The sequence below is a fragment of the Arthrobacter sp. zg-Y877 genome (genome assembly GCF_030373105.1).
Taxonomy (GTDB): Bacteria; Actinomycetota; Actinomycetes; order Actinomycetales; family Micrococcaceae; genus Arthrobacter_B.
The window spans coordinates 511,279-536,682 of the sequence record NZ_JAUCPU010000003.1 but is presented as its reverse complement, the minus strand read 5'-3'; the positions used below and the strand labels follow the sequence as shown (position 1 = coordinate 536,682).

The following is a 25,404-nucleotide window of genomic DNA, read 5'->3' as shown; positions in this document are numbered from 1 at the left end:
TCTGCGTGTAACTCATCTTTTTGTTGTTCGGCTACTGGTCGGCGCAGGCCGTCTGGACGAAGCCATAGACCGCAGCCGTGAATTCGTCCGGAGGCGGCAGGCGGACCTGGCCCGAGTATCCAGCCGCCGTCACGGTCAGGGGCAGATAGGTCCCCAGTTTGTCCTCCGCAAGTGCATGCGCGTCGCAGCGCTGGGGCGCCACGCCCAGCACCAGCTCCCGTGGCCCGTCCATGCTGTTCAGCGTGGTTTCCGTCGGCCAGGGGTGACCCGCCGGTGCCAGCAGGGGAGTGGCATCAATCCGGTGCAGGATCATACTGCCGGTGCCGGTGCCGGTGCCGGTGGGTTGAATCAGGACGCGGACGACGGCGGTCCGGCCGTTGGGTGCCACCTCCAGCTGCGGAACGAAACGGGCGACGGCGGCCATGCCCTGCCGCAGGCAGTCCTGGTAGTGCAGTGCCGAGAAGTCGCCGCGGGGATCGGCCGCAGCCAGTTCCAGGACGCCGGTGGACAATTCCATGGAGACCACAGCGGGACGGAGATCCGGACCATCCGGCGGACAGGCCGGACCGGTCAGGGGAACCGGCAGGCTCACAGTTGCTCCGGAGCGCAACCGGACCGGTTCCGGGCGTGCGGGCACCCACTGCTGCGGCTCGGCATAGCCTTCCGAGAGCAACCGGGCGCCGGCGACCTCCACCACCTCCGGCGTCGAATTCGAGAGTTTCAGCAGAACGGTGGGTTCGGCCCCGAACAACCTGCTGGCGGACAGCTCTGCACTGAGGCCGGAAGTTGCCCGTTCCGTCGGGGAATCCGTCGCCGCCGTCGAACCCTCCGACGGTGCGCCCGCCGACGTCGACCCCTGTACCGTGCCTCCCTGCACAGTGTCTCCGGTGAGGAAGCCTCCCATCAGACCAGCCGCCAGCCCCACTGTCAGGGCGCTGACGGCAACGCCCGTCCGGCGCCGGCGGAACCGGGACTGAACAGTTGACCGGGAAGCAACCGTGCGGATCATGGGCTCAACGCTCCCACTGTGGATGACAGAAACCCAGACCCCGTACTGTGCTACCTTGTGGAGGAAAAATCTGATTTATTGTCTGCCTGGTCACACAAGATCAGATCCAACGACGTGTCTGAGGAGTGCAGCCATGCAGCTGTCCGGTGTTCCACCGCTGATCGTTATGGGTGTGCAGGGAAGCGGCAAATCCACGTCCGGCCGGGCCATTGCCGAAGCCCTGGGCCTGCCGTTCATTGATGGGGATGATCTGCATCCGGTTGCCAACAAGGAAAAGATGGCTGCCGGGCACCCCTTGACCGACGAGGACCGGGACCCTTGGCTTCGCGCCATCGGCACGGCCCTCGCCGACGGACTCGCCCGCGGGGAATCCACCGTAATCGCGTGCTCGGCGCTGAAACGCCGGTACCGTGACCTCATCCGCTCCTTCGCACCGGAAACCCGGTTTGTGCACCTGACCGGTGAGCGCAACCTCATTGCCGAACGCCTGTCCCGCCGGAACCACGAATACATGCCCGCCACCCTGCTCGATTCGCAGTTCGAAACCTTGGAACCACTCGCTGCCGATGAAGCAGGGATCCCGGTGGACATTCACCTCACACCAACTGAAATTGCCGCAGCCGTCGCTGCGGCACTCACCACTGCCGGACGCTGACGTCCGCGCCGTACCCCAGATAGGACGAAGATGACCGACCTAGAACTCAACTGGACGTTGAGTACTCCCGGCCTGCTCCTTGTCGCCGTCGCAGCCATCGCGCTGCTGCTGGTGATGATCATGAAGTTCCGTATCCACGCGTTCCTGGCGCTGATCACGGTCAGCCTGCTGACCGCCGTCGCCACCGGCATTGCCGCCGCCGACCTGGTGCCGACAATGCTGAGCGGCTTCGGCACCACCCTGGCCAGCGTCGCGCTGCTGGTGGGCCTGGGCGCCATGCTGGGACGGATGCTTGAAGTATCCGGCGGTGCGGAGGTCCTGACCAACGCGCTGATCACCAAGTTCGGACAGAAGCGGGCCTCGCTGGCCCTTTCGGTGGCCTCGTTGATGTTCGGCTTCCCGATCTTCTTCGACGCCGGCCTCGTGGTGATGCTGCCGATCATCTTTACCGTCGCCCGCCGCATGGGTGGCTCGCTGCTGACGTACGCCTTCCCCGCAGCCGCGGCGTTCTCCGTGATGCACGTGTTCGTGCCCCCGCACCCGGGCCCCGTGGCCGCCACCGGCCTGCTCGGTGCCGATATCGGCCTGGTCCTAATCTTCGGCCTGCTTATCGCCATCCCCACCTGGTACCTGGCCGGCTACCTCTTCGGCACCTTCCTGGGCCGCAAGTTCAACATCCCGGTGCCCTCCATCCTGGACGCACCTAAGGGGTCGGCGGAGTCTGAATTCCGCTCCGCTCCCAAGCTCGGCACCATCGTGCTGCTGCTCCTGCTTCCGTTCGTATTGATCTTCCTCAACACCGGCCTGAACATGCTGGCGACCGCCGAGGTCGTCTCCCTGGACACCGGCTGGGTGCAGGTCCTCCGCTCCCTGGGTGAAACCCCTGTTGCCCTGCTGATCACCGTTTTCCTGGCGATGTGGCTGCTCGGCCGCCGTGAGGGCAAGAACGCCTCGCTGATCGAGACCGTTGTGGACAGTGCCCTCGGCCCGGTCTGTTCCATCATCCTGATCACCGGCGCCGGCGGTATGTTCGGCGGCGTGCTGCGTGCCAGCGGCATCGGCACCGCCATCGCCGATTCGCTGGATGCGGTGGGACTGCCCGTTATTGTGGCGGGCTTCCTCATCGCCGCCATCGTCCGCCTGGCCCAGGGCTCGGCCACCGTTGCCTTGACCACCGCCGCTGCCCTGGTGCAGCCGGTGGTCCTGGACAACCCGGACTTCAACGGGGTCCAGGTGGTGGCCATTGTCCTGGCACTTGCCGGCGGCTCGGTCTTCGCCGGACACGTGAACGACTCCGGTTTCTGGCTGGTCAGCAGGTTCTTCCAGATGGACACCAAGACCACCCTCAAGACCTGGACCGTGGGCCAGGCCCTGATCGGCGTGATTGGCTTTGTCTTTGCCCTGGTGATCTACCTGGTCGCCGCGCAGTTCTAGCTGACAGGTACTGCTGATGAATGCCAGCTTGTTTGATATTTCCGGCCGGGTCGCCCTGGTCACCGGGTCCAGCCGCGGCATCGGCCATGCGATTGCCCGCGGCCTGGCCGCCGCGGGCGCCGTCGTTGTGCTCAACGGACTGGATCCGGACCGGCTGGAGGCAGCCCGCGCGGAGCTCGCGGCAGAGTTCGGCGCGCACCGGATCTTCGCCCGCCGCTTCGACGTCACCGATGCGGAGGCAGCGGCCGACGGCGTGGCCTGGGTGGAGCGCGAAGTCGGGCCGCTGAGCATCCTGGTGAACAACGCCGGCGTCCAGCACCGCGAACCGATGCTGGACCTGGACGTGGCCGATTGGGAACGGGTGCTCCGCACCAACCTGACCAGCGCGTTCCTGGTGGGCCGCGAGGCCGCACGGCACATGATTCCGCGGGGTGCCGGCAAGATCATCAATATCGCTTCGGTCCAAACGGACCTGGCCCGGCCGACCATTGCTCCGTATACGGCGTCAAAGGGTGGGATCCGCAATCTCACCCGGGCCATGACGGCCGAGTGGGCGGGGGAGGGGCTGCAGATCAATGCGATTGCCCCGGGCTACATCCACACCGAAATGACGCAGAACCTCGTCGATGATGAGGCATTTAATTCCTGGATCCTCGGCCGCACCCCGGCGCACCGGTGGGGAACCGTGGAGGACATTGTGGGCCCGGCGCTCTGGCTGGCGTCGGACGCGTCGAATTTCGTCAACGGTCAGGTCGTCTTCATCGACGGCGGCATGACCACCGTGGTCTGAAAGGACACCCTGCCATGACCGAACTGCCAACCAGCACCCTCGGCGTCGTCGCCCACGGCGCCGGCGATATGCGGGTGGAACCGGTGGCACTGGCTGCCGCACGGGCTGACGAAGCCGTCGTCGAAATTGCGTACGGCGGCATCTGCGGATCCGACCTCCACTATTGGCAGCACGGAGCGGCGGGGGAGTCTATCCTGCGGGCGCCCATGCTGCTCGGCCACGAGGTCGTGGGACGGGTGCTCGCGCCGGCGGCGGACGGGACCGGCCCTGGCGCCGGGACCGCCGTCGCCGTGCACCCCGCCACGCCGGGACCCGGAGACGGAACCCGGTATCCCGAGGACCGGCCGAATCTCTCTCCCGGGTGTACGTACCTGGGCAGCGCGGCACGGTTTCCCCACACCGACGGTGCCTTTGCCCGGTATGTGAACCTGCCGGCACGGATGCTCCGGGTGTTGCCCGCCGAGTTGCCGCTCCGCCGCGCTGCGCTGGTGGAACCCGCCGCAGTGGCCTGGCATGCGGTGTCCCGTGCCGGCGATGTGCGGGGTAAACGGGTGCTGGTGGTGGGTTCCGGGCCGATCGGCGCGTTGATTACGGCGGTGCTGCGGACCCGCGGAGCCGGGGAAATCATCACGACCGACATGCACGAAGGACCGCTGGCCATCGCCCGTACGCTGGGTGCCGACCGCAGCCTGCCGGCAACGGACGCCGAGGCCATTGCCCAGGTCGATGCGGATATCTGTTTTGAATCGTCTGGGAGCTACCGGGGCTTGATGTCTGCTGTCACGGGAGCCACCCGCGGCGGCCGGGTGGTAATGGTCGGGCTGCTGCCCTCGGGCGAGCAGCCGGCCCTGATCTCGCTGGCGATCACGCGGGAACTGGAACTGGTGGGCTCGTTCCGGTTCAACGACGAGATTGACGCGGTCATTGCCGCCCTGGCGGACGGCAGCCTGCAGGCCGACGCCGTTCTGACGCACGAGTTTGCCGTCGAGGATGCCCTCGAAGCGTTCGATACGGCCCGCGATGCTTCCCGCAGCGGGAAGGTGCTGCTGCGCTTCGGCGCCTGATCCGCCGTCAACTGCCCCGAAGCGGGAAGGCAACCCGGCTCTCGAGGAGGAGTACCGGGTTTCCCCGGCGGGGTAGCGGCTACTGGGGGAGAGCGGGCGCGTGTGCCCGGGAGCTGGTCAGCCAGTCATCCACGAGCACCGAGACTGCGGCGGGACGCTCCATGTACAGGTGGTGTCCTGCGGCGTCGAGCACTACGAACGTTCCGCGCACGTAGTGGTCCCTGAGCGCCAGACCGTCCTCGTATCCGGTGACGTGGTCCTGCCGGCCGAAGATATGCAGCGACGGCGCCTCGAACGGTTCCGAATGAGCTGTCTCCGGCTCCCACCGCAGCGCGTAGTCCGCGGCAATCCGCTCGGTCACCTGCCGATCCGTCCCCCGAAGACCGGGAAGGACAAATTCGTTGAAGGCCGCGAGGGTGCCCGGAGTCTGGATTACGGCTATTTCCAGGAAGTCATCATCGGCTGTTAGGTCCGGAAGAGCCGCGGAGATGACTTCGCGTGCGGGGAGCACCCGCTTGCGGTGGTCGGCTGTGAAGACCGCCCCGAGGGTGGCCAGCCCGAGCACCTGGCTGCGCATCGCGTGCGCCACATGGCGGGCAACCATGCCGCCGAAGGAATGCCCGATGATCGCGAACGGCTCGTCTCCCAGCCGGTCCCGAAGCTCACTGACGACGCCGTCGGCCACGTCCTGTGCGCTGGCGACCGGTCCGGGAACCGCCTGTTCGGTCCACGGCAGGTCGAGGTAGATGCGCCGCCACGGACTGTCAGCCAACGAGCTTTCGAGGGGCAGCATGCTGCGGTGGTCGAGCTCGAAACCGTGTATCAGTACCAGCGGCCTGCCGTGTCCCAGCTCGCGGGCGATCACGGCAGGGGCTCAAAGATCCGGGGCTCGTGTGCCCAGACGGCACCAACTTCGTCCATGGTCCGGCGCATGATCTGGTCCATCGCGTTCCGTGCCGCCTCGGGATGGTGGGCCTGGATCGCAGAGGCGACATCCATGTGCAGCTCCAAGGCTTCCTCATGCGGGCGGTCGGGCATCAATCCGTAATGGGTCCGGCCGCGCAGCACCTCGGCGATCATGGACTGCATCTGGCCGAACATCTCGTTGCCCGAAGCGGCAAGCACCAACCCGTGAAAGCGGATGTCCAGGTCCAGGAACCGCTCCAGGTCTCCGGCCTGGCCGGCTGCCCGCATCTGCGCCGCCACCGTGAGTAACTCGGCTGACAGTTCGGCGGGGGCATGCACGGCGGCCAACTCTGCGGCAGCGGGTTCGACGGCGGAGCGCAGCTCCGTCAGCGAGCGCAGCTGGAGACCCTTTTTCGAGGCTGCGAGCCGCCAGCGGATCACCGTGGGGTCAAAGACATTCCAGCGGGCGGCGGGAAGAACCCGGATGCCCACGCGTTTGACGGACTCCACCAGGCCCAGGGACTGCAGCACCCGCACCGCTTCGCGGGCAACGGACCGGGATACCTGCAGTTCGGTTTCCAGGTGTTCCGAATGCATGGTGTCTCCGGCAGCAAGTTCACCGGAGATGATCCGCATACCCACCGTTTCAATAACGAGGTTGTGCAGCCGCGAACTCATGCGGGCTGCCGGGTCATCACGGCGGAAGAAATCACCTTTGTATTCTATCCACGCATGTGTGACCGCCGTCGCACACCCGGGCGAGCTTCCAGCACTGGCCTCGGGGCGCGGCCGTTCCAACGTTAGCCGGGGACGGTGCCGTTGCCCTGCGGTTTCACCACGGGGAAACTGCCGTGCGGTTCATCGTCCTCTTCGAAGTGGTTGTAGGCGCGTCCCACAATCAACGGATCCGGGGCATGGGCAATGGATGAGTCCTTGTTCGGGTAGTCCACCGTGTTCAGCACGTGGCGCATCGCCTCAAGCCGGGCACGTTTCTTGTCATTGGACTTCACCGCGGTCCAGGGCGCGTCCCCGGTATCCGTGTAGAAGAACATGGCTTCCTTCGCCTCGGTATAGGCATCCCACTTGTCCAGGCTGGCCAGGTCGGTGGGGGAGAGCTTCCACTGCTTGACGGGGTCGGTTTCACGCGCTGCGAACCGGGCCATCTGCTCCGCCCGGCCCACGGAGAACCACAATTTGTACAGCAGCGTGCCCGAATTGACGAGCATGCGTTCGAGTTCCGGAACCTCCCGCATGAACTCCAGATACTGCGCCGGGGTGCAGTACCCCATGACCCGCTCGACGCCGGCCCGGTTGTACCAGGAGCGGTCCATCATCACCATCTCCCCGCCGCTGGGCAGGGTCCGGATGTACCGCTGGAAATACCACTGGGTCTGCTCCTCGGAGGTGGGTTTCTCCAGCGCCACCACCCGTGCGCCGCGGGGATTCAGGTGCTCGTCAAACCGTTTGATCGCCCCGCCTTTTCCGGCGGCGTCACGGCCCTCGAAGATGATGAGCATCTTCTGCCCGGTTTCCTTGACCCACAGCTGCATCTTCAACAGTTCAATCTGCAGGCGCCGCTTCTGCCGGTCATAGGTCCGCCGGCTGAGCTTGGTGTCGTACGGGTAGTTCTGCCGCCAGGCGTCGTCGTCGACGTCGATCTTGAGCTTTTTGCCCTTCTTCTTCAGCTCCTGCAGCTCGTCGAGTTCCTGGGCGTAGTCCGCTGAAACCACCACGCGCTCCCCATCCAGATCGGGCGCGTCCGCTGCCGCCCCGTCGGCTGCTGGCCGCTGGGTTGAAAGTTCCTTGGTGCTGTTCTTATTGGTTGCCATGGCATCTCCACTGCAGGGTTGGTTCTCCGAATTTACGCGGCACCGCCGCCGGTTGGAAGAGGGTTCCGGCTCCCGCCGCGGGCGGCGCGCCTGAGCGGGACCCGGGGCCGCGCCGCCGATAATGGAGGGCGATGACCTCACTACGCACCAAGACTTTGTCCCTCGTTGCTCTGCTTGCCTTCGGCGCAGTCGGCTGCACCCCCGTCGCTGACACCGGTTCCGCGCCGGCTCCGTCCTCCACCACCCGGCCCGCCGACGTCGAGCCGTCACCTCCCACGGAAACGGCACCTCCGTCCGATCCCGCCGCCCCGCCCGCCGACCTGGTGGCGGAAGGCACCGCGCTGGAGCAGCTGGCGGGCATACCGATCAAGGGCCGGGCGCCGAAAACCGGCTATGACCGTGAGCAGTTCGGGCCGGCGTGGGCCGATACGGACCGCAACGGCTGCGACACCCGCAACGACATCCTCGCCCGGGATCTCGTGGACATCGTCTACAAGGACGGAACCAAGGAGTGTGTGGTTGCCTCGGGGACGTTCCTGGATCCCTATACGGGAGCAACCATTGCCTTTGTCCGCGGCAACACCACCAGCACGGCCGTGCAGATCGACCATGTGGTGGCCCTGTCCGATGCCTGGCAAAAGGGCGCCCAGCAGCTGTCCGCCGAGGAACGCCGGCAGCTGGCCAATGACCCGTTGAACCTCATGGCCGCCGATGGTCCGGCGAACGGCGCCAAGTCCGACGGCGACGCCGCCACCTGGCTGCCCGCGAACAAGGCCTTCCGGTGCGAATACGTCGCCCGCCAGACGGCGGTTAAAGCCGAATACCGGCTCTGGATGACGCAGGCCGAACACGATGCCATCGCCGCCGTGTTGTCCGGTTGTCCGGAGGAACCGGTTCCGCTGCGGGAAGGCTCTGCTTCTGCGGCCGCAGCTGCCGGTGCCGGTGCCCCGGCCGCGGAGCCCGCTGCCGTTCCCGCAGCTCCCGGCGGACCCGTCGCGTATGCCAACTGCACCGCCGTGAAGGCAGCCGGCGTGGCACCGATCCGTCCGGGGGACGCCGGCTGGGATCCGAAGTTTGACCGCGACGGCGACGGCGTCGGCTGCACGTCCTGACCCGCTAGCCCCCGGGTTCCCCGGTCAGTGGTACAAAAGTCAGTGCCGCAGATCCATGGCGGGATCGACGGTCCACGGTTCCAGCGGAATCCGGTCCGGGGAAAACTCCGCCAGGGCGTCGCGAAGATTCCCGGGAAGCCCCAGGGAGCCGAGGATCAGGGTGCGGACGGCGTCCGCGTCCAGTCCGGCGGCCGCCAGATCCGGGAGGGTCACGGCGCCGTCGCGTTTGGCCAGCCGCTGCCCCGCAGTGTTCAGTGCCAGCGGAACGTGGGCATAGCTGACCGGCGGCAGGCCGAGCAGGGAACCGAGGTACGCCTGCCGGGGAGCCGAGCTGAGCAGGTCGTCGCCGCGCACCACCTGGTCGATGCCCTGCAGCGCATCGTCCAGGACCACCGCGAGGTTGTAGGAGGGGACTCCGTCGTTGCGCAGCAGCACCAGGTCATCCACCGCCGAGGTGTAGCTGCCGTACAGCTCGTCGGTAATGGTGAACTGGTCCACCTGGGCGCGCAGGCGCAGCGCGGCGGGACGTTCAAGCCGTCGCTGTGCGCGTTGTTCCTCGGTGAGGTGTCGGCAGGTGCCGGGGTAGGCTCCGGGCGGGGCGTGCGGGGCTGACGCCGCTTCGGCTACCTCGCGCCGGGTGCAGAAGCACTCATACACCAGTCCGGCGCCGCGCAGCTCCGCGATGGCGTCCAGATAGAGGGCGGTGCGTTCGGACTGCCGGAGGATGTCGCCGTCCCAGTCGAGCCCGACGGCGGCCAGGTCGCGCAGCTGTGCGGCGTCGGCTCCGGAGCGTACCCGGTCCAGGTCCTCCATCCGCAGCAGGAACCTGCGGCCGGTGCTGCGGGCAAAAAGCCACGCCAGCAGGGCCGTGCGGAGGTTTCCCACATGCAGTTCGCCGGTGGGGCTGGGGGCGAAGCGGCCGGCGGCTGCGGAGAAAGGAGGCACACCCCCAGTCTATTCGGGTGTTGCGTGGGCCCCTTCGGTACTCCCCGTTCCGCGGCAGTTTCCTTGCGGACCGCACGTGTCCGCAAGGGCATGGCCCGCCCCGGATGCGGTGCCTAGCGTTGCCGGTATGGGACTTATGGAACTTGAACTTGCCCAGATGGAACACCGGCTCCGGACAGCCGAGGTGGAACGGCGGAACAGCCTTCGGTGGACACTGCGGGAACGGTCGGAACAACCACAGCCTGGAGCGTCACGCCCGGAACCGGAACCCGCCAAGATCGACTGGCCGCTGATCACCCTGCGCTTTGGCGCGTTCAGTGTTGCACTGTTCCGGACGGTCCGGTTCCCTGCTGCGGGACCGTCTTCCCGCAGGACGTCCAGCCCCCTCCCGGGGTAGCCGGACCGGGGGAGGGGGACGGGAGACGCCGTGTTTAGCGCTGCCCGGCTCAACTAGACCCGGTGCTCAACTGGACCCGGCGCTCAACTGACCCGGTGTTCAGCGGCGCCCGATGTTCCGGCGTCGTCCGTTTCATCGACCAGTTCCGCGCGGAGCCGTCCGTTACCGCGCACCCACAGGCGGTAGGCCGCGAACAGCAGGACAATCCACGCGGCGCCGACGATCAAGGCCACGCGCGTCTCCGGCATGATGCCGAGCAGCACCACAATGAACACCATGAAGGCCAGCGCCGCGTAGGACGCGGCCGGCCAGAACGGCACACCGAATTCCGACGCCGGGAGGTTGCGGCGCTTGATCTCCCGCTTCATCGCGATGTGCGAGAGCAGGATCATCAACCACACCCACACGGTCGCGAAGGTGGCGATGGACGCGATGATCGTGAACAGCGATTCGGGCAACAGGGCGTTGAGGACGACGCCGGCCAGCAGCACCACGGCCATGGTCGCCACGGTCATCCACGGCACGCCGTGCCGGGAAATCTTTGCGAACGACGCTGGCGCCTGGCCTTCCTGCGAGAGTCCGTAGAGGACGCGGCCGGCACCGAAGATGTCGGAGTTGATGGCCGAGATTGCGGCGGTGATGACCACGGCGTTGAGGATGTGCGCCGCGGCGGGGATGCCGAGGGTATCGAAGATCTGCACGAAGGGGCTGGTCTCGCCGTTGATGTCCTGCCACGGGAAGATCATCATGAGGATGCCCAGGGCGCAGACGTAGAAGAGCAGGATGCGTACCGGCACGGTGTTCACTGCGGCAGGGATGGCCTTCTTGGGGTCGTCCGCTTCGCCGGCGGTGATGCCGATGGTCTCGATGCCGCCGAAGGCGAACATCACGATCGAGAAGGATGCCAGCAGGCCCCAGAAGCCGTTGGCGAAGAACCCTCCGGAACCCAGCATCGTGTCCAGGCCGGGGTTGGCGGCGTCGGGCAGCCCGAAGCCGAACACCACGATCACCGCTCCGCCGACGATCATGGCGATGATGGCGGCGACTTTGATCAGCGAGAGCCAGAATTCGGTTTCTCCGAACACCTTCACCCGCATCAGGTTCAGGGCGGCAATCAGGAACACCACGGCAAGGATCCAGATCCAGCGCGGAACGTCCTCGAACCAGAAGCCCATATAGATGCCGAAGGCCGTGACGTCGGCAATCGCGACGATGGCCATTTCGAAGGCGAAGGTCCAGCCGGTGATGAACCCCGCAAACGGGCCCAGGTAGCGGCTGGCGTAGTGGCCGAACGAGCCTGACACCGGATGCCGTACGGCCATCTCGCCGAGCGCCCGCATGACCAGGAACACGGCGGCGCCGCCGATCATGTAGGCCAGCAGGACGGAGGGGCCGGCGGACTGGATGGCCGATGCCGACCCGTAGAACAGGCCCGTGCCGATCGCCGATCCGAGCGCCATGAAGCGGATGTGCCGGACATTCAGCCCGCGGGCCAACGCCTGGGTAAAGGAGGACTTCAAGAAAACGCACCTTGGAATGGGGAGGTAAGCCCGATTTAGGGGCCAATCCATATTACGCCCGACGGCGGCGTGTCCGTTTTCAGGCGGGAAGGACGGGGAGGGTGGAGGCCCTCAACCCAAAAATGTCAGAGGGGGCAGCTAAGTTCTGCTCATTGGCCGAACACGGTCTTGCAGAACACTCGCACAGTCGGTGCGCGGCGCCTTCGCAGGCGCTGCTAGGCACCGGCTTATGCACTCATCAATGGGGAGAAACCATGGACAACACGACACATTCGCCTTATCCGCCCTCCGGGGAGCCGTCGTCGGACGGACAACCCTTTCCGGCCGACCCGGGAATGGCAGGACCCGGCGCGGGTGGCCCGGGCCAGACCAATTTCGGCAAACCGGCCGGCAACCCGGACGCGGGGAAGGGACTTGCCATCACCGCCCTTGTCATCGGTGTTGTCTCCCTGCTCCTGTGCTGGATCCCCTTCGTCAACAACCTCGTGTTTGTCCTGGGCCTGATCGGGCTCGGGTTCGCCATTCCGGCCCTGATTATCTCCGTCAAGAACCGTTCCCGGTCCAAGGGCATGTCCATTGCGGCCCTCATCCTCGTAGTCCTGTCCCTGGTGGGAGTCCTGGCGACGCAGGCTTTCTACGGGAAGGTCATTGATGACACCGTCGAATCGATCGAGGATGGGGCGGACGGCGTCGTCGAAAGCTCCGAGGAAGAGAAGGAAGCTTCCTCTGGGGAAGAAGCAGCGCTCGGAACCGCCGCGGAGGTAGGCGACTACAGCGTCACCGTCTCGGCAGTAAACACGAACGCAGGCGACGTGATTGCGGCGGTAAACCCCTACAACGCGGCCCCGCAGGGCCAGTATGTGCTGGTGGACCTCGCTGTGCAGTACAGCGGTGACGGGGAGGGCAACCCCTGGATCGATCTGCAGACTAAGTTCATTGGAGCTGATGCCCGCCAGTACGATCCTTCGACGTGCACGGTCGCCCTGGAGAAGGAAACTTATGACGTTCCTACCTTGGAGAAGGGTGGCGTAGCCGAATACCAGGTCTGCATGGATGTTCCGGCAGAAGCGCTTGCCGATGCGAAGATCTTCGTCGAGCCGACCTTCACCTTGGACAACGACGACCGCGCTTACTGGGCCGCGCAGTAAGCAACCGGCAGGGCTTCCAGCGATACGGGAAGTCCTGCCGGTGCTGGCTTACTCCATGCCTACGCCTGCTCCATGCCGTAACTGATCCGGGCTTCTTGCGGAATCAGGGGCTTGTCCGCACGGACCTTCATCTCCTGCACGGTCCAGGCGTTGCCGTCGGGATCCGCAAAGCTGAAGAAGGTTCCGCCGTCGCGCTCATCAAAAACGGTCACGTCGCCCACTTCCACGCCGCGGTCCAGCAGTTCCTGACGTGCGGCCTGCGCGTCGGAAACCACTAGCTGCAGCCCGCGCAGTGAGCCGGGCACCATCCCCTGCTGGGAGCCCGTATCCCCGAGCACAATGGAGCAGCCGGAACCGGGCGGAGTGAGCTGCGCGAAGTCCATCTGCTCGGTCGACGTGCGGTGATCCAGATTAAAGCCCATCTGGTCGCGGTAGAACTCAATCGCCCGGTCCTGGTCGCTGACCGGGACAATTACCACCTCGAGGGTCCAATCCATGCTCGGCACCTACCTTCCGGCCCGGACGGAACCGAGCAGTGCATCCAGCTGGTCATAGCCGTCAGACATGCCCTCTTCCATGCCGTTGCCTAGGAACTCGTCCCGGGATTCAACCGACGGGTACAAGGAGCGGCCGGTCAGCAGTGTCCTGCCGCCGGGCAGCTCGGTGAACGTGCTGTACTCCAGCGTCACCACGTCCGGGTAACCTTCGAATTCGAAGGTCTGCAGCACGAAGTCGTCCTGGCGCAGAGTGTGGAAGACACCCCGGAATGCGTATTCGTCCTCGCCCCTGGACTGCACGAATCTGTAGGCGCCGCTGGTACGAGGTTCGAAGACATCAATCCGGGTGGTGAGGTCCTGCGGCCCGATCCACCTGGCGAACAACTCCGGGTCCGTGTGGGCGTGGAAGACTTCACTGACCGGGAAATCGAACTCACGGGAATAATCCATATAGGGTTCGCCCGCCGGCGCGCTGAGGTTCAGTGGGTTGCTCATCACGCTCCCCTTCCCTGCAGCGCTTCCGGCTGGAGCTGTGCGAGGAGCTCCTCCATCCGGTCGAACCCTTCGGCGACGCCGGCCTCCATGCCCGAGGCCGCCATCCCGTCCCGCGCCTCCATGGAAGGGTAGACCGCGTGGGCGGAGATCCGGGTGCGGCCGCCGTCGAGCGCCTCCAGGGTCATGAACTCCAGGCTGGTGACGTCGGGATAGCCGGAGAACTCGAAGGTCTGGATCGCGGACTCGTTTTCCCGCACCGTGTGGAAGATGCCGCGGAACTCATAGGGAACTCCCTCCGGACCGGTGTGGATGTAGCTGTAGGAGCCTCCCGTGCGGAAATCGTAGTGGTTGATGTCCATCTTCATTCCGCGCGGGCCGAGCCACTGGGCCAGAAGGTCCGCCTCGGCATAGGCCCGGAAGACCTGGTCCACGGGGTAGTCTACTTCGCGGCTGAAATCTATGAAAGGGACACCCTCGGGGACCGTGAGCTGCAGTGCATTCGTCATGATGAATCCTTTGCCTGCGGGCCGCCTTTCGCGGCGGCCTGTGCGCGAAGCACGGCGTCAAGGCTGCGGAACTGCTCCTCGCGGACCAGCCGGTACTGGCCGATCCAGGCGGTGAGCGCCTCCAACCGTGCGGGATTCAGGTGGACGGGTCGGCGCTGGGCGTCACGGCTGCGCGTGACCAGCTGCGCTTGTTCGAGGACCTGAATGTGCTTCGAGACGGCCTGCTTGGAGATCTCGAAGGGTTCCGCCAATTCGTTGACCGTGGCAGGGCCCCGGGAAAGCCGGGCAATGATCTGGCGGCGGGCCGGATCGGCCAAGGCCAGGAAGGCCCTGTCCAGAAGGGGTTCGTCGCTGTGGGAATCCATGCGCTGGGTCAGCTTCTGTCGATGTGTAATCAAGGTGCTGGTTGTTCAACCTTTCGGTTGATTACGAAGGTACGACTGCGCGGAAGGCGGGTCAAGGGTGTTCAGCAATAATTTCCGGCGGTTGGCGGTTGGCGGTTGTACGAACCGGCAACCAGGGACGATTGTCCAGCCTTTATCCGTTGGGCACGATGTTGTGGTTCCGGCGGAAGAGGTTCTGCGGATCGTAGGCGGTCTTCAAAGCCGTCAGGCGGGCGAGTTTGTCCTTTCCATAGACCGACGGGACGGTGCCCTGCGCCACCGGATCCTCGGCGCCCATAAAGTTCACGTACTGCGCGCCCGAGGAAAACGGTTCCACGCTGGCAGCGACCTGCCGGATAAAGGCCGTATGCGCGTCGTCGTCGGCCGGGTCTTCCCAGAACCCGTAGATATTCAGCCAGAACGGAGCCGACCGGGTGGGAAAGGCGGTGTCCTCCTCCGCCACCCGGCCGTAGGCTCCGCCAAGGTGGTGCAGATCGAACGCGGTACCCCGCCACGTCTGGTCACTGCCGGCACGCACCAGGGCGTCAATGGCAGCCTGGTCCAGTCGGTCGATCGCGGCGTTCTTCCAATACGCACGCACCCCGGGTGGAAAGAGCATGTCCGCGGAGGACTGCCACGACCGCCAGGGCATCGTCGCCCGCAGGTCCGCGTCGGGCGGCGCAGCAGCGGCCAGCCGGTCCACCAGCTCGACGCCGGCACCCTCCTCGGCACCGGACCAGACAAACCCCGCCACCATCAGCGGCTGGTCGCCCAATTCCCACTCCGGCGGCGGCACCAGGAAACTGATGATGCTCGTCATTTCCTCCGGCAGGTCCTGTACCCACTGGGCGTAGGCGGTGAGGGCCCGGTGCCAATGCATGTTCCCGTAGCCGAGGTTGCCGGAGTACACCTGTGCGGGCAGCGGATGCGCGGCGAAGGTGAAGGAGGAGACAACACCGAAGTTCCCGCCGCCGCCGCGCAGCCCCCAGAACAGTTCCGGATGGTCGTTGGCGTCGGCGTGGACCGCCTCGCCATCGGAGGTGACGACGTCGGCCGCGAGCAGGTTGTCGATGCTCAGTCCGTGCGCGCGGGTCAGCCAGCCGACACCTCCGCCGAGGGTCAGCCCGGCGACGCCCGTTCCGGAAATGACACCCAGGGGCACGGCCAGTCCGTACGGTTCGGTGGCGGCGTCGACGTCGGCCAGGGTGGCTCCCGCCTGCACCGTGACGGACCTGGTGTCCGGGTCCACGCCGACATCGCGCAGCGCACCCAGATCCAGCACGATTCCGTCGGCCACTGTCCCGTTGCCCGCTACATTGTGCCCGCCGCCGCGGACCGCGAGCGGCAGCTCCCACTGCTGGGCAAAGGCCAGCACGGGAGCGATGTCCTCGACGGTGCCGGCGCGGACGACCATTGCGGGCAGGACGTCGATCATCCCGTTCCAGATGCGGCGGGCGTCGTCGTACTCCTCGTCCTGCGGCAGGACGACGGAACCGGACACGGACGCCCGCAGGTCCGCTACGGCGTCGGGGGAAAGCTGGGGGTCCATGGGATACCACCTTTGGACGGCCGCGCCCGGACGCCCGGATGGTGTCCGGTCCTGTGGCTCTGCTCCGTCCTTTAGTGAAAATTCTTCGCCTTTGCTGCGGCGGTATCAAGGGTCCGGGCTGCCGCAAGTGGCAGAGCAGCGGAGCTAATTCCATGGACACCAGGGGCATCCGGCCCACCGCGGAGGAGGTGGGCTCGGCTGACTGCGAATAACAAAGAACCTCCCGGCGGAGGGGTTCGGCCGTTCCGACGGGGGCTAAAAGTGCCGGACGTCACCCGCCAGATTTCCGTCGTTACACAGTTGATGCTTCGGGAGGGCGAAAACCGGGCAATCCCGCCCCGGCGGCTGAAATAATAGGAAAGGCGGCTTACTTCTTCTTGACCGCCCGTACCACCAGAGTCTCGTGCCCAGGAATGGAGCCCCCCCAGTGTCTTCCGAATCAGCCCAGCCGTTCGATCTTTCAGCGGCCGACCGCGTCACCGTCTACGGTGCCAAGAGCTTCCCCGAGGTGGCCGGGCTGCTGCCGGATTCCGCCTTCTTCGCCGAGGATGACGGACATTTCCCGGCCGACGTCGTACTGCTGTTCGTGGCATCCGCAGCGGACCTGGCCCACGATCTCGCCTCGGCCGCTGCCGCCGTCGAACCGGGCGGTTCGCTCTGGGTCTGCTATCCGACGGCGGAGGTCGACGGCGGCGCCCCGGACCTGAACCGGGACACCGTGGCTTCCCTGTTTGAAACGAACGAATGGGAACCGGTGGGCGACGCCGTATTCAGCAGCGAGTGGTCTGCCGTCCGTGGACGTCCGGCCGGTAAATAGCCGGGCTTCCAGCCGGTAAATAACCGGCCGAAAATTCCTCGACGGGGCATTGGAACGGGACCGGAAGCGGTGGCAGGGAAATACGCCCGGCCGCTTCCACCGGGACGGACGGCGGCGCATACTCGGGTGCATCCGATCCGTTCCCCCGTCAGGAGACCGTTATGTCCTCGAACATGAACCCCTACCTCAACTTCCGGGACAACGCCGCCGAGGCGATGTCGTTCTACCACGACGTGTTCGGCGGCACGCTGGAAAGCTCCACGTTCGCGGAAATGAACATGTCCGACGACCCGTCCGAGGGCAACAAAATCATGCACTCCACGCTCACCACGGACAGCGGTTTTGTGCTCATGGCCTCGGATACACCCAACAGCATGCTGGGTCCGGAAGGCGCGGTCTCCGATTCCGGCAATGGCTACGCCATCGCACTGAGCGGCGACAACGGTGACGAGCTGCGCGGGTACTGGGACAAGCTGCTCGACGGCGGCCAGATGACGCTCCCGCTGGAAAAGGCTCCGTGGGGAGACATCTTCGGCATGGTGACCGACAGGTTCGGCACCAGCTGGATGATCAGCATCGAGGATGAGGACTCCTAGCAGGCACCCCAGGCTGGCCTGAACCTGGAGAGTTGCCCGGGAATTAGTTGCTGATCTCTCTTGTCTGCAGGCGGGTGCGGCGATATGTTGTGCTCGCCTACAAAATCGTCGGAGTCGCGGTCGACGTCGACAGGGCGCTACAGCGTTGTATCCGCTCGATCCAGCCAAAGGACGAATCCGCACTTACCCGCTGCACGGCGGGCACCAACGGGAAGCTCCGCAGCGGCAGGATCCTTTTCGAAGGTTTCCAGCATGAGCAGAATGAAGAATTTCTCGGCCGCTGTCCTGGCTTTGGGCCTGGCGGCAGGCATGTCGGCGTGTGCGCCGGCGGGTTCCACCGAAAGTGAAGGCGACGGCGAAGGCACCAGCTGCAGCGTTGGTATCTCTATGCCCACCCGTAGCCTCGAGCGCTGGATCAATGACGGCGAAGGGCTGAAGGAGAAACTCGAGGCCAAAGACTGCGATGTTGACCTGCAGTACGCCGATAACAAAACCGACCAGCAGATCAGCCAGATCCAGAACCAGGTAGCCGGCGGCGCGAAGATCCTCGTGGTCGCAGCTATCGACGGCGAGACCCTCGGTCCCACGCTCGAAGACGCCAAGGACCAGGACGTGCAGATCATTGCCTACGACCGCCTGATCAACGGCACCGAAGCGGTTGACTACTACGCCACCTTCGACAACTACCAGGTGGGTCAGTTGCAGGGTGAGTTCATCGAAGAGCAGCTGGGCCTGGCCGATGGGGAGGGCCCGTACAACCTGGAGCCCTTTGCCGGAAGCCCGGATGACAACAATGCCGCCTTCTTCTTCTCCGGAGCGTGGGATGTGCTGCTGCCCTACGTGGAAAGCGGCCAGCTCGTGGTTCCCTCCGGCAAGTCGCCGGCCAGCAATGAGGAATGGACGTCCATCGGCATTCTCGGCTGGGAATCGGCCGATGCCCAGGCGGAAATGGATAACCGCCTGCAGTCCTTCTACACCGGTGGTGAGAAAGTCGACGTCGTCCTCTCTCCGAATGACAGCCTGGCGCTGGGCATCGGGGCGTCCCTGGATGCTGCCGGGTACCAGCCCGGAACGGACTGGCCGCTCATCACGGGCCAGGACGGCGACGTCGCCAACGTCAAGGCGATGCTGGGGGACATGCAGTCCATGACGGTCTGGAAGGACACCCGGGAGCTCGGCAGCCAGGTGGAAACAATGATCGACTCGCTCGTGGCCGGCGAGGAGGTGGAGGTCAATGACACCGAAACCTACGACAACGAGGTAAAAGTGGTTCCTACCTACATCCTCGAGCCGGAGGTGGTCACCAAGGACACCGTGCAGTCCTCCCTGGTGGACTCCGGCTTCCTTGACGCGGGCGACGTCGGCCTCTGATCCCCGGCTGCGGTGGGGTGCGGCGGATGGCCGCCGTACTCCACCGCCCAGTACCGAAGCGAGAACCATATGACCGACGTCATCCTGTCCATGGACGGCATTGTGAAGGAATTCAACGGCATCCGCGCCCTCGACGACGTGTCGGTGAATGTTGAACGCGGCGAAGTCCACGCCATCTGCGGCGAGAACGGCGCCGGTAAGTCCACCCTGATGAAGGTGCTCAGTGGGGTCTACCCGCACGGCAGCTTCTCCGGAACCATCACCCTTGAAGGCAAGCCCGTCAGCTACAACTCGATCAATGACAGCGAGCGCGACGGCATCGTGATCATCCACCAGGAACTGGCACTGAGCCCGTACCTGTCCATCGCGGAGAACATCTTCCTGGGCAACGAGGTGGCACGCGGCGGGGTGATCGATTGGAATAAAACCAACCTGCAGGCGGTGAAACTGCTGGAGCGGGTGGGGCTGGACGAAAATCCGGCCACGAAGATCCTCGAACTCGGCGTGGGCAAGCAGCAGCTGGTGGAGATCGCCAAGGCGCTCTCCAAAGAGGTGAAGATCCTCATCCTGGATGAGCCCACCGCGGCACTGAACGACGACGACTCCGCGCACCTGCTGGGCCTGATCGACCAGCTGCGGGGCCAAGGCATCACCTCGATCGTCATTTCCCACAAACTCAAGGAAATCCGGTCGATTGCCGATACCGTCACGGTGATCCGGGACGGCCGCACCATCGACGACTTCCCGGTGGAGGACACCGAGGCCATCGAAACCCGGATCATCCGGGCTATGGTGGGCCGCCCGCTGGACCACCAGTTCCCGCCCCGGGAACCCCACATCGGTGAGGAGAAGTTCCGGGTGGAGAACTGGACCGTGCACCACCCGGTGGATCCGGACCGGGTGGTGGTGGACAACGCGTCCTTCACCGTGCGGGCCGGGGAGATTGTGGGGTTCGCCGGGCTGATGGGAGCCGGCCGGACGGAGCTGGCCATGAGCATTTTCGGCCGCTCCTACGGCACCGGCATTACCGGGAAGGTCTACAAGGACGGCATCGAAATCCGCACGCGCACGGTGGGGGAGGCGATCCGGCACGGCCTCGCCTACGTCAGTGAGGACCGCAAGCGCTACGGGCTGAATCTGATCGGCAGCGTCACCGTCAATATCTCCGCCGCGGCGCTGGGGAAACTGGCCCGGCTGGGCGTCATCGACCGGCACCGCGAATATGCCGTGGCGGACGACTACCGGCAGCGGATGAACATCCGTACCCCGAGTGTCACCTCGACGGTCAGCAACCTCTCCGGCGGGAACCAGCAGAAGGTGGTCCTGAGCAAGTGGATCTATTCCGGTCCGGACGTGCTGATCCTCGATGAACCCACCCGCGGGATCGACGTCGGCGCCAAATACGAAATCTACGGAATCATCAACGAGATGGCGGCCCAGGGAAAAGCAGTGGTCGTGATCTCCAGTGAGCTGCCCGAACTGATCGGGCTCTGCGACCGCATCTACACCATCGCCGAAGGCCGCCTCACGGCAGAGGTGCCCCGGGCCGAGGCGACCCAGGAAGAGCTGATGCGCCACATGACCGCCGCCAGGACCCAAGGAGCTCAAGTCCAGTGACCACCACTACTTCAGAACAGGCGAAGGCGCCCCTGCCGCCGTCCGGCGCGGCACCGAAGAAGCGCCGCCGGGTTGACCTGCGCCAATACGGGATCCTCGCCGCACTGGTGGTGATCATCCTGCTGTTCCAGGTGCTCACCGGCGGCCGGCTCCTCTATCCGGGCAACGTCAGCAACCTCATCCAGCAAAACGCGTACGTGCTGATCCTGGCCATCGGCATGGTGATGGTGATCATTGCCGGGCACATCGACCTGTCCGTTGGCTCGGTGGTGGCCACCGTCGCTGCCATTGCGGCGCTGGCCATGAACAACTGGGGGATGCCCTGGTGGTCGGCCGTGCTGCTCTCGCTGCTGGTGGGTGCACTGATCGGTGCGTGGCAGGGGTTCTGGGTGGCGTTTGTGGGGATACCCGCGTTCATTGTCACGCTCGCCGGGATGCTGGTGTTCCGCGGCGTCGCGCTGGTGCTGCTCTCCGGCGGCACCATCAGCGGCCTGCCCCGGCCGTACAACTCGATCGGCTCCGGCACCCTGCCCTCCACCGGTACGCCGGACCTGCTGACCCTGGGCATCGGCGCGCTGGCCTCGGTTGCGCTGGTGGCGCAGCAGCTCAAGGGGCGGGCGGACCTGCGCCGGCTGGACCTGCCGCGCGAGCGCGCGGCGTCGTTTGTCTTCAAGATGGCCGTGGCCGTCTTCGCGATCATGTATCTCTGCTATCTGCTGGCCTACAACCGCGGCATGCCGATCATCCTGATCATCCTGGCCGCGCTGGTGCTGGCGTACTCGTTCCTGCTGGGACGTACGGTGTTCGGCCGGCACATCTACGCGATGGGCGGGAACCTGAACGCCGCCATGATGTCCGGGGTGAAGACCCAGTGGGTGAACTTCCTGGTGTTCGTGAACATGGGCTTCCTCGCTGGACTCGCTGCCGTGGTCAACAGCGCCCGGGCCGGCAGTGCGGTGGCCGGGGCCGGCGCAGGGTTTGAGCTCGACGCCATTGCCGCGGTGTTCATCGGCGGCGCCTCGGTGCAGGGCGGCGTCGGCACGGTGGTCGGTGCCGTGATCGGCGGCCTGGTGATGGGCGTGCTGAACCAGGGCCTGTCCATCCTGTCCGTCGACGCCGCGTGGCAGCAGATCATCAAGGGCATGGTGCTGCTGGCGGCGGTCGCGTTCGGGTTCAGCCGCCGGCGCAGCGCCCGGTAGGTTCCTGCAGGTTCCGCATAACCAGAACGACGACGGCGGCCGCCTCGCGAAGGAGGGGCCGCCGTCGTCGTGAGCCTCCCTACCGCGAGGAGAAGGCGGCGTCGAACGCCGCGGCAGGCGGATCCAGGGCCAGCGAACGTACGAAGGCCAGTGCTTCCGGGGCGCCGACCAGCCGGTCCATCCCGGCGTCCTCCCATTCCACGGAAATGGGACCTTCGTAGCCGATGCTGTTGAGCATCCGGAAGGCGTCCTCCCACGGAACGTCTCCGTGGCCGGTGGAGACGAAGTCCCAGCCGCGCCGCGGATCAGCCCAGGGCAGGTGCGACCCGAGCCGGCCGTTGCGGCCGTTGCTCATCCGCTTCTTCGTGTCCTTGCAGTCCACGTGGTAAATCCGGTCCTGGAAATCCCAAAGGAACGCGACCGGGTCCAGGTCCTGCCAGACAAAGTGGCTCGGGTCCCAGTTCAGGCCGAAGGCAGGCCGGTTCCCGATCGCCTCCATCGCCCGCTGCGTGGTCCAGTAGTCGTAGGCAATCTCGCTGGGATGGACCTCGTGGGCAAAGCGCACGCCCACCTCGTCGAACACATCCAGGATGGGATTCCACCGGTCGGCAAAGTCCTGGTAGCCGGCGTCGATGGCCTCCGCGGAGACCGGCGGGAACATGGCCACGTATTTCCAGATGGACGAGCCGGTAAAACCGATCACGGTATCCACCCCGAGCGCTGCGGCGAGCCGGGCCGTGTGCTTCATTTCCTCTGCCGCACGGCGCCGGACCCCCTCCGGATCGCCGTCGCCCCACACGGCGTCGGACACCATGTCCCGGTGGCGCTGGTCGATCGGGTCGTCGCAGACCGCCTGCCCCTTGAGGTGGTTGGAAATGGCGAACACCTTCAGGTGGTACTTCTCCAGGATGTCGCGCCGGCTCTGCACGTATTCCTCGTCATCCCACCGCCACGGATCCAGATGGTCTCCCCAGCAGGCGAGTTCCAACCCGTCATACCCCCAGCCGGAGGCGAGCCGGGCCACTTCTTCGAGCGGCAGGTCCGCCCACTGGCCGGTAAACAACGTGACAGGTCGGGACATGGCAGGCTCCTTCGCCTTCGGGATAGGGACGACCTTCGGTATCGCGGGAGAGTCAGTGCACGGGCAACCATACGCTCGATTTCGCGGCGCTGCGGGAAACGGCAGCCAGTACTTCCTGGACCTGCAGCCCATCGGCGAACGACGGCGCGGGCGCGGTTCCGGTGGCAATGGACTCCACGAAATCCTTCGCCTGGTGCACGAAGCCGTGTTCGTAGCCAAGCGAATGGCCCGCCGGCCACCACGCGGACAGATACGGGTGTTCCGGTTCGGTCACCATGATGCGGGTGAAGCCCTGCCGGTCCGGCGGAAGCGTGTAATCCATAAAGCCCAGGAAGTTCAGGTCCTCCAGGTCAAAGCTGATCGCGCCGAGGCTGCCGGAGATCTCGAGCCGGAACGCGTTCTTGCGCCCGGTGGCCATCCGGCTGGCTTCGAAGGATCCCAGCACACCGTCCTCGAAGCGGCCGAGGAACAGTGCGACGTCGTCGACCGTCACCGGCCCGCGGGTGGCTGATTCTCCGCTGCCTCCACCCAGGCCGGTTCCACGCTGGCCCGCCGACGGGACAGGACGGGTGGGGACCAGGGTGGCGAGGGTGCCGCTGACCTCGGCCAACGGCACCCCGGTGATGTACTGGGCCAGGTCGATGGCGTGCGCGCCCAGATCGCCGAGGGCACCGGACCCGGCTTCGTCCTGCTGCAGCCGCCAGGTCAGCGGGGAGTCCTCGTCCACCAGCCAGTCCTGCAGGTACACCGCCCGCACCTGCCGCACCGTGCCGATGGCCCCGGACGCCACCAGGTTCCGGGCATGCGTGGTGGCGGGCAGCCGCCGGTAGGTGAAGCCCACCATCGCCTGTACGCCCCGGGCCTCGGCGCGGGCGGCGGCGTGTGCCATCGCCTGCGCCTCCTCCACGGTGTTGGCCAGCGGCTTTTCGCAGAGGACGTGCTTGCCGGCGTCGAGCGCGGCAATGGCGATTTCCGCGTGCGAGGCACCGGGCGTGACGATATCGACGACGTCGATGTCCTCCCGGGTGACCGCCTCCCGCCAGTCGGTGGTGGACCCGGCCCAGCCCCATTTCCGGGCGGCGGCGGACGTGCGCTCCGCATCCCGGCCCGCCAGCAGCTCCATCCGCGGCTGCAGGGGCAGGTCGAAGAACCGGGGAGCCACCCGCCAGGCCTGCGAGTGGGCCGCCCCCATAAAGCCGTGGCCCACCAGCGCCACCCTCAGCGGCTTGTCGTCCTGCATGGTTTCTCCTTCGTGCTGCGGTGCGGGGTTGCTGTGGTGCGGCAGTGCTGATCCGGCCGGATCAGGACTCGAAGGCGGTGGGCAGGTATTCCTCGACGTTCTCGCTGGTGACCACCGGGGCGTTGAGCACCACGCGGTTGGGCACCTCGATCTCAACCAGGTCGCTCATGGCCTTGTCCTGCGCCAGCAGCCGGGCCAGCCGGATGCCGTCCGCGGCCTGGGTGTGCGGGTAAATGATGGTCGCCTGCATCACGCTGTCTCCGGACTGGATTTCCCGCATGGCGTTCGCGGAACCGGCACCGCCCACCATGATGAACTCGTCCCGGCCGGCGGCGTCGATGGCGGCCAGGACGCCGATGCCCTGGTCGTCGTCGTGGTTCCACAGCGCGTCGATTTCCGGGGCGGCGGAGAGCAGCTGACCGGCAGCCACCTCCCCGCCCTGCACGGTGAAGTCCGCCGCCACCCGGTTGCTGACCTCAAGCCCGCACGCCTCCAGGGCGTCCTCGAAGCCGGCGCTGCGGTCCTGGGTGAGCGGAAGGGCATCGACGCCGGCGATCTCGGCCACCACGGCGTCGGGCTGGTCGCCCACCTGTTCGCAGATGTAGGTGCCGGCGCTGACGCCCATCCCGTAGTTGTCCCCGAGCACGGTGGCGCGGGCGGCGAAGGGGCTGGAGAACTCCCGGTCCACGTTGATCACCGGAATGCCGGCGTCCATGGCGCGGATGGCGACGTCGGTGAGGGCGGCGCCGTCGGTGGGCAGCAGCACGATCGCGTCCACCTGGTCGTTGATGAACTGCTCCACCTGGCTGATCTGCAGGTTCGCGTCGTTGGTGCCTTCGGCCACCCGCAGGTCGATGTCCGGGTATTTTTCGGCCTCGGCGAGGGCGGCGTCGTTGATGGCCTTCAGCCAGCCGTGGTCCGCGGCGGGTCCGGAGAAGCCGATGACCACGGTCTCGCCCTCGGACTCGTTGCCCTCCACGGAGTTGTTGGTTGGTTCGGCGTTGGTGTCCTCGCCCGCGGTGCAGCCGGTGAGGGCAAGCCCGCCGACGGCGAAGAAGGCGGCAGCGGTGGTGATCTTCCCGCGCATGCGTGCTGCGTGCATGGTTCTCTCCTCTGTAAATGGGGGCGCTGACGCAAGTCCCGCACCCCATCGGAACCATCCAGCGCTCTGCACATCGTCGTGACATGCGTCACAGTAACAGAACTCTGACGATAAAGCGCCAACATACTACTGGTGATCGACA

General features: G+C 65.9%; 26 protein-coding genes. 12 read left to right on the top strand and 14 right to left on the bottom strand.

Annotated elements, in window-relative coordinates; all coding sequences use genetic code 11:
* Positions 1–31 precede the first annotated feature (31 nt).
* Complete coding sequence (locus QNO03_RS09905) at positions 32–1,009, bottom strand: hypothetical protein (RefSeq protein ID WP_289603168.1); 978 nt, start codon at positions 1,007–1,009, stop codon at positions 32–34.
* A 133-nt stretch (positions 1,010–1,142) separates the two neighbouring features.
* Here QNO03_RS09905 and QNO03_RS09900 point away from each other — a divergent pair, with 133 nt between their 5' ends.
* The 4 genes from QNO03_RS09900 to QNO03_RS09885 are packed head-to-tail and all read left to right on the top strand — an operon-like array spanning position 1,143 to position 4,952.
* Positions 1,143–1,664 carry a gluconokinase gene (locus QNO03_RS09900; RefSeq protein WP_289603167.1) on the top strand — a complete coding sequence of 174 codons (522 nt, stop codon included), beginning with the start codon at positions 1,143–1,145 and terminating at the stop codon, positions 1,662–1,664.
* Positions 1,665–1,694: 30 nt separating this feature from the next.
* The gene (locus QNO03_RS09895) at positions 1,695–3,098 is read left to right on the top strand and encodes a GntP family permease (RefSeq protein WP_289603166.1); all 1,404 of its coding nucleotides are present in this window, start codon (positions 1,695–1,697) and stop codon (positions 3,096–3,098) included.
* 16 nt (positions 3,099–3,114) lie between these two features.
* Complete coding sequence (locus tag QNO03_RS09890) at positions 3,115–3,888, top strand: SDR family oxidoreductase (RefSeq protein ID WP_229949299.1); 774 nt, start codon at positions 3,115–3,117, stop codon at positions 3,886–3,888.
* A gap of 14 nt (positions 3,889–3,902) precedes the next feature.
* Positions 3,903–4,952 (top strand): L-idonate 5-dehydrogenase, encoded by a 1,050-nt coding sequence (locus tag QNO03_RS09885; protein WP_289603165.1) that lies wholly within the window; start codon positions 3,903–3,905, stop codon positions 4,950–4,952.
* Positions 4,953–5,031: 79 nt separating this feature from the next.
* On the opposite strand, the gene QNO03_RS09880 is transcribed toward QNO03_RS09885, so the two are convergent.
* The 3 genes from QNO03_RS09880 to ppk2 all read right to left on the bottom strand — a co-directional run bounded on the left by QNO03_RS09880 (position 5,032) and on the right by ppk2 (position 7,687).
* The gene (locus QNO03_RS09880) at positions 5,032–5,817 is read right to left on the bottom strand and encodes an alpha/beta fold hydrolase (protein ID WP_229949301.1); all 786 of its coding nucleotides are present in this window, start codon (positions 5,815–5,817) and stop codon (positions 5,032–5,034) included.
* Positions 5,814–6,536, bottom strand: a complete 723-nt coding sequence (locus QNO03_RS09875; RefSeq protein WP_289603164.1) for a FadR/GntR family transcriptional regulator — start codon at positions 6,534–6,536, stop codon at positions 5,814–5,816. The genes QNO03_RS09880 and QNO03_RS09875 overlap by 4 nt, the downstream gene beginning before the upstream one ends.
* 122 nt (positions 6,537–6,658) lie before the next feature.
* On the bottom strand, positions 6,659–7,687 hold the full coding sequence (gene ppk2 / locus QNO03_RS09870; protein ID WP_289603163.1) for a polyphosphate kinase 2: 1,029 nt from the start codon (positions 7,685–7,687) through the stop codon (positions 6,659–6,661).
* A 131-nt stretch (positions 7,688–7,818) separates the two neighbouring features.
* On the opposite strand from ppk2, the gene QNO03_RS09865 reads away from it, so the two are divergent.
* Complete coding sequence (locus QNO03_RS09865) at positions 7,819–8,799, top strand: GmrSD restriction endonuclease domain-containing protein (RefSeq protein ID WP_289603162.1); 981 nt, start codon at positions 7,819–7,821, stop codon at positions 8,797–8,799.
* Between the two features lie 39 nt (positions 8,800–8,838).
* Here the strand turns inward: QNO03_RS09865 and gluQRS are convergent, their stop codons facing one another.
* Positions 8,839–9,744 carry a tRNA glutamyl-Q(34) synthetase GluQRS gene (gene gluQRS / locus QNO03_RS09860; protein ID WP_289603161.1) on the bottom strand — a complete coding sequence of 302 codons (906 nt, stop codon included), beginning with the start codon at positions 9,742–9,744 and terminating at the stop codon, positions 8,839–8,841.
* A gap of 127 nt (positions 9,745–9,871) precedes the next feature.
* Between gluQRS and QNO03_RS09855 the strand changes: the two genes are divergently transcribed.
* On the top strand, positions 9,872–10,141 hold the full coding sequence (locus QNO03_RS09855) for a hypothetical protein (protein ID WP_289603160.1): 270 nt from the start codon (positions 9,872–9,874) through the stop codon (positions 10,139–10,141).
* A gap of 83 nt (positions 10,142–10,224) precedes the next feature.
* Here the strand turns inward: QNO03_RS09855 and QNO03_RS09850 are convergent, their stop codons facing one another.
* On the bottom strand, positions 10,225–11,601 hold the full coding sequence (locus QNO03_RS09850; protein WP_289603275.1) for an amino acid permease: 1,377 nt from the start codon (positions 11,599–11,601) through the stop codon (positions 10,225–10,227).
* Between the two features lie 314 nt (positions 11,602–11,915).
* Between QNO03_RS09850 and QNO03_RS09845 the strand changes: the two genes are divergently transcribed.
* Entirely contained in the window at positions 11,916–12,809 is an 894-nt protein-coding gene (locus tag QNO03_RS09845) for a hypothetical protein (RefSeq protein ID WP_289603159.1), read from the top strand.
* Between the two features lie 59 nt (positions 12,810–12,868).
* On the opposite strand, the gene QNO03_RS09840 is transcribed toward QNO03_RS09845, so the two are convergent.
* From QNO03_RS09840 to QNO03_RS09820, 5 genes are all read right to left on the bottom strand, one after another.
* The gene (locus QNO03_RS09840; protein WP_289603158.1) at positions 12,869–13,306 is read right to left on the bottom strand and encodes a VOC family protein; all 438 of its coding nucleotides are present in this window, start codon (positions 13,304–13,306) and stop codon (positions 12,869–12,871) included.
* Between the two features lie 9 nt (positions 13,307–13,315).
* Positions 13,316–13,801, bottom strand: a complete 486-nt coding sequence (locus QNO03_RS09835) for an SRPBCC family protein (RefSeq protein WP_289603157.1) — start codon at positions 13,799–13,801, stop codon at positions 13,316–13,318.
* Positions 13,801–14,307: an SRPBCC family protein gene (locus QNO03_RS09830; protein ID WP_229949317.1), complete on the bottom strand. Its 507-nt coding sequence runs from the start codon at positions 14,305–14,307 to the stop codon at positions 13,801–13,803. Before QNO03_RS09830 ends, QNO03_RS09835 begins: the two co-directional genes overlap by 1 nt.
* Positions 14,304–14,672, bottom strand: a complete 369-nt coding sequence (locus QNO03_RS09825) for an ArsR/SmtB family transcription factor (protein ID WP_229949739.1) — start codon at positions 14,670–14,672, stop codon at positions 14,304–14,306. Before QNO03_RS09825 ends, QNO03_RS09830 begins: the two co-directional genes overlap by 4 nt.
* A 172-nt stretch (positions 14,673–14,844) precedes the next feature.
* A complete protein-coding gene (locus QNO03_RS09820; RefSeq protein WP_289603156.1) occupies positions 14,845–16,239 on the bottom strand; it encodes an FAD-binding oxidoreductase in 1,395 nt (464 codons plus the stop codon).
* A 427-nt stretch (positions 16,240–16,666) separates the two neighbouring features.
* Here QNO03_RS09820 and QNO03_RS09815 point away from each other — a divergent pair, with 427 nt between their 5' ends.
* From QNO03_RS09815 to mmsB, 5 genes are all read left to right on the top strand, one after another.
* Positions 16,667–17,056: a hypothetical protein gene (locus QNO03_RS09815; RefSeq protein WP_289603155.1), complete on the top strand. Its 390-nt coding sequence runs from the start codon at positions 16,667–16,669 to the stop codon at positions 17,054–17,056.
* Between the two features lie 161 nt (positions 17,057–17,217).
* Positions 17,218–17,652: a VOC family protein gene (locus tag QNO03_RS09810; RefSeq protein ID WP_229949324.1), complete on the top strand. Its 435-nt coding sequence runs from the start codon at positions 17,218–17,220 to the stop codon at positions 17,650–17,652.
* 252 nt (positions 17,653–17,904) lie between these two features.
* The gene (chvE, locus tag QNO03_RS09805) at positions 17,905–19,023 is read left to right on the top strand and encodes a multiple monosaccharide ABC transporter substrate-binding protein (protein ID WP_289603154.1); all 1,119 of its coding nucleotides are present in this window, start codon (positions 17,905–17,907) and stop codon (positions 19,021–19,023) included.
* A gap of 69 nt (positions 19,024–19,092) precedes the next feature.
* Positions 19,093–20,640 (top strand): multiple monosaccharide ABC transporter ATP-binding protein, encoded by a 1,548-nt coding sequence (mmsA, locus tag QNO03_RS09800; protein ID WP_289603153.1) that lies wholly within the window; start codon positions 19,093–19,095, stop codon positions 20,638–20,640.
* On the top strand, positions 20,637–21,839 hold the full coding sequence (gene mmsB, locus QNO03_RS09795; RefSeq protein WP_289603152.1) for a multiple monosaccharide ABC transporter permease: 1,203 nt from the start codon (positions 20,637–20,639) through the stop codon (positions 21,837–21,839). Before mmsA ends, mmsB begins: the two co-directional genes overlap by 4 nt.
* A gap of 79 nt (positions 21,840–21,918) precedes the next feature.
* Here mmsB and QNO03_RS09790 read toward each other — a convergent pair whose 3' ends face one another.
* From QNO03_RS09790 to QNO03_RS09780, 3 genes are all read right to left on the bottom strand, one after another.
* On the bottom strand, positions 21,919–22,920 hold the full coding sequence (locus QNO03_RS09790) for a sugar phosphate isomerase/epimerase family protein (RefSeq protein ID WP_229949330.1): 1,002 nt from the start codon (positions 22,918–22,920) through the stop codon (positions 21,919–21,921).
* A 52-nt stretch (positions 22,921–22,972) separates the two neighbouring features.
* Positions 22,973–24,160, bottom strand: coding sequence for a Gfo/Idh/MocA family protein (locus QNO03_RS09785; protein WP_289603151.1), 1,188 nt, complete (start codon positions 24,158–24,160; stop codon positions 22,973–22,975).
* A gap of 61 nt (positions 24,161–24,221) precedes the next feature.
* Positions 24,222–25,262 carry a substrate-binding domain-containing protein gene (locus tag QNO03_RS09780; protein ID WP_289603150.1) on the bottom strand — a complete coding sequence of 347 codons (1,041 nt, stop codon included), beginning with the start codon at positions 25,260–25,262 and terminating at the stop codon, positions 24,222–24,224.
* Positions 25,263–25,404: the final 142 nt, after the last annotated feature.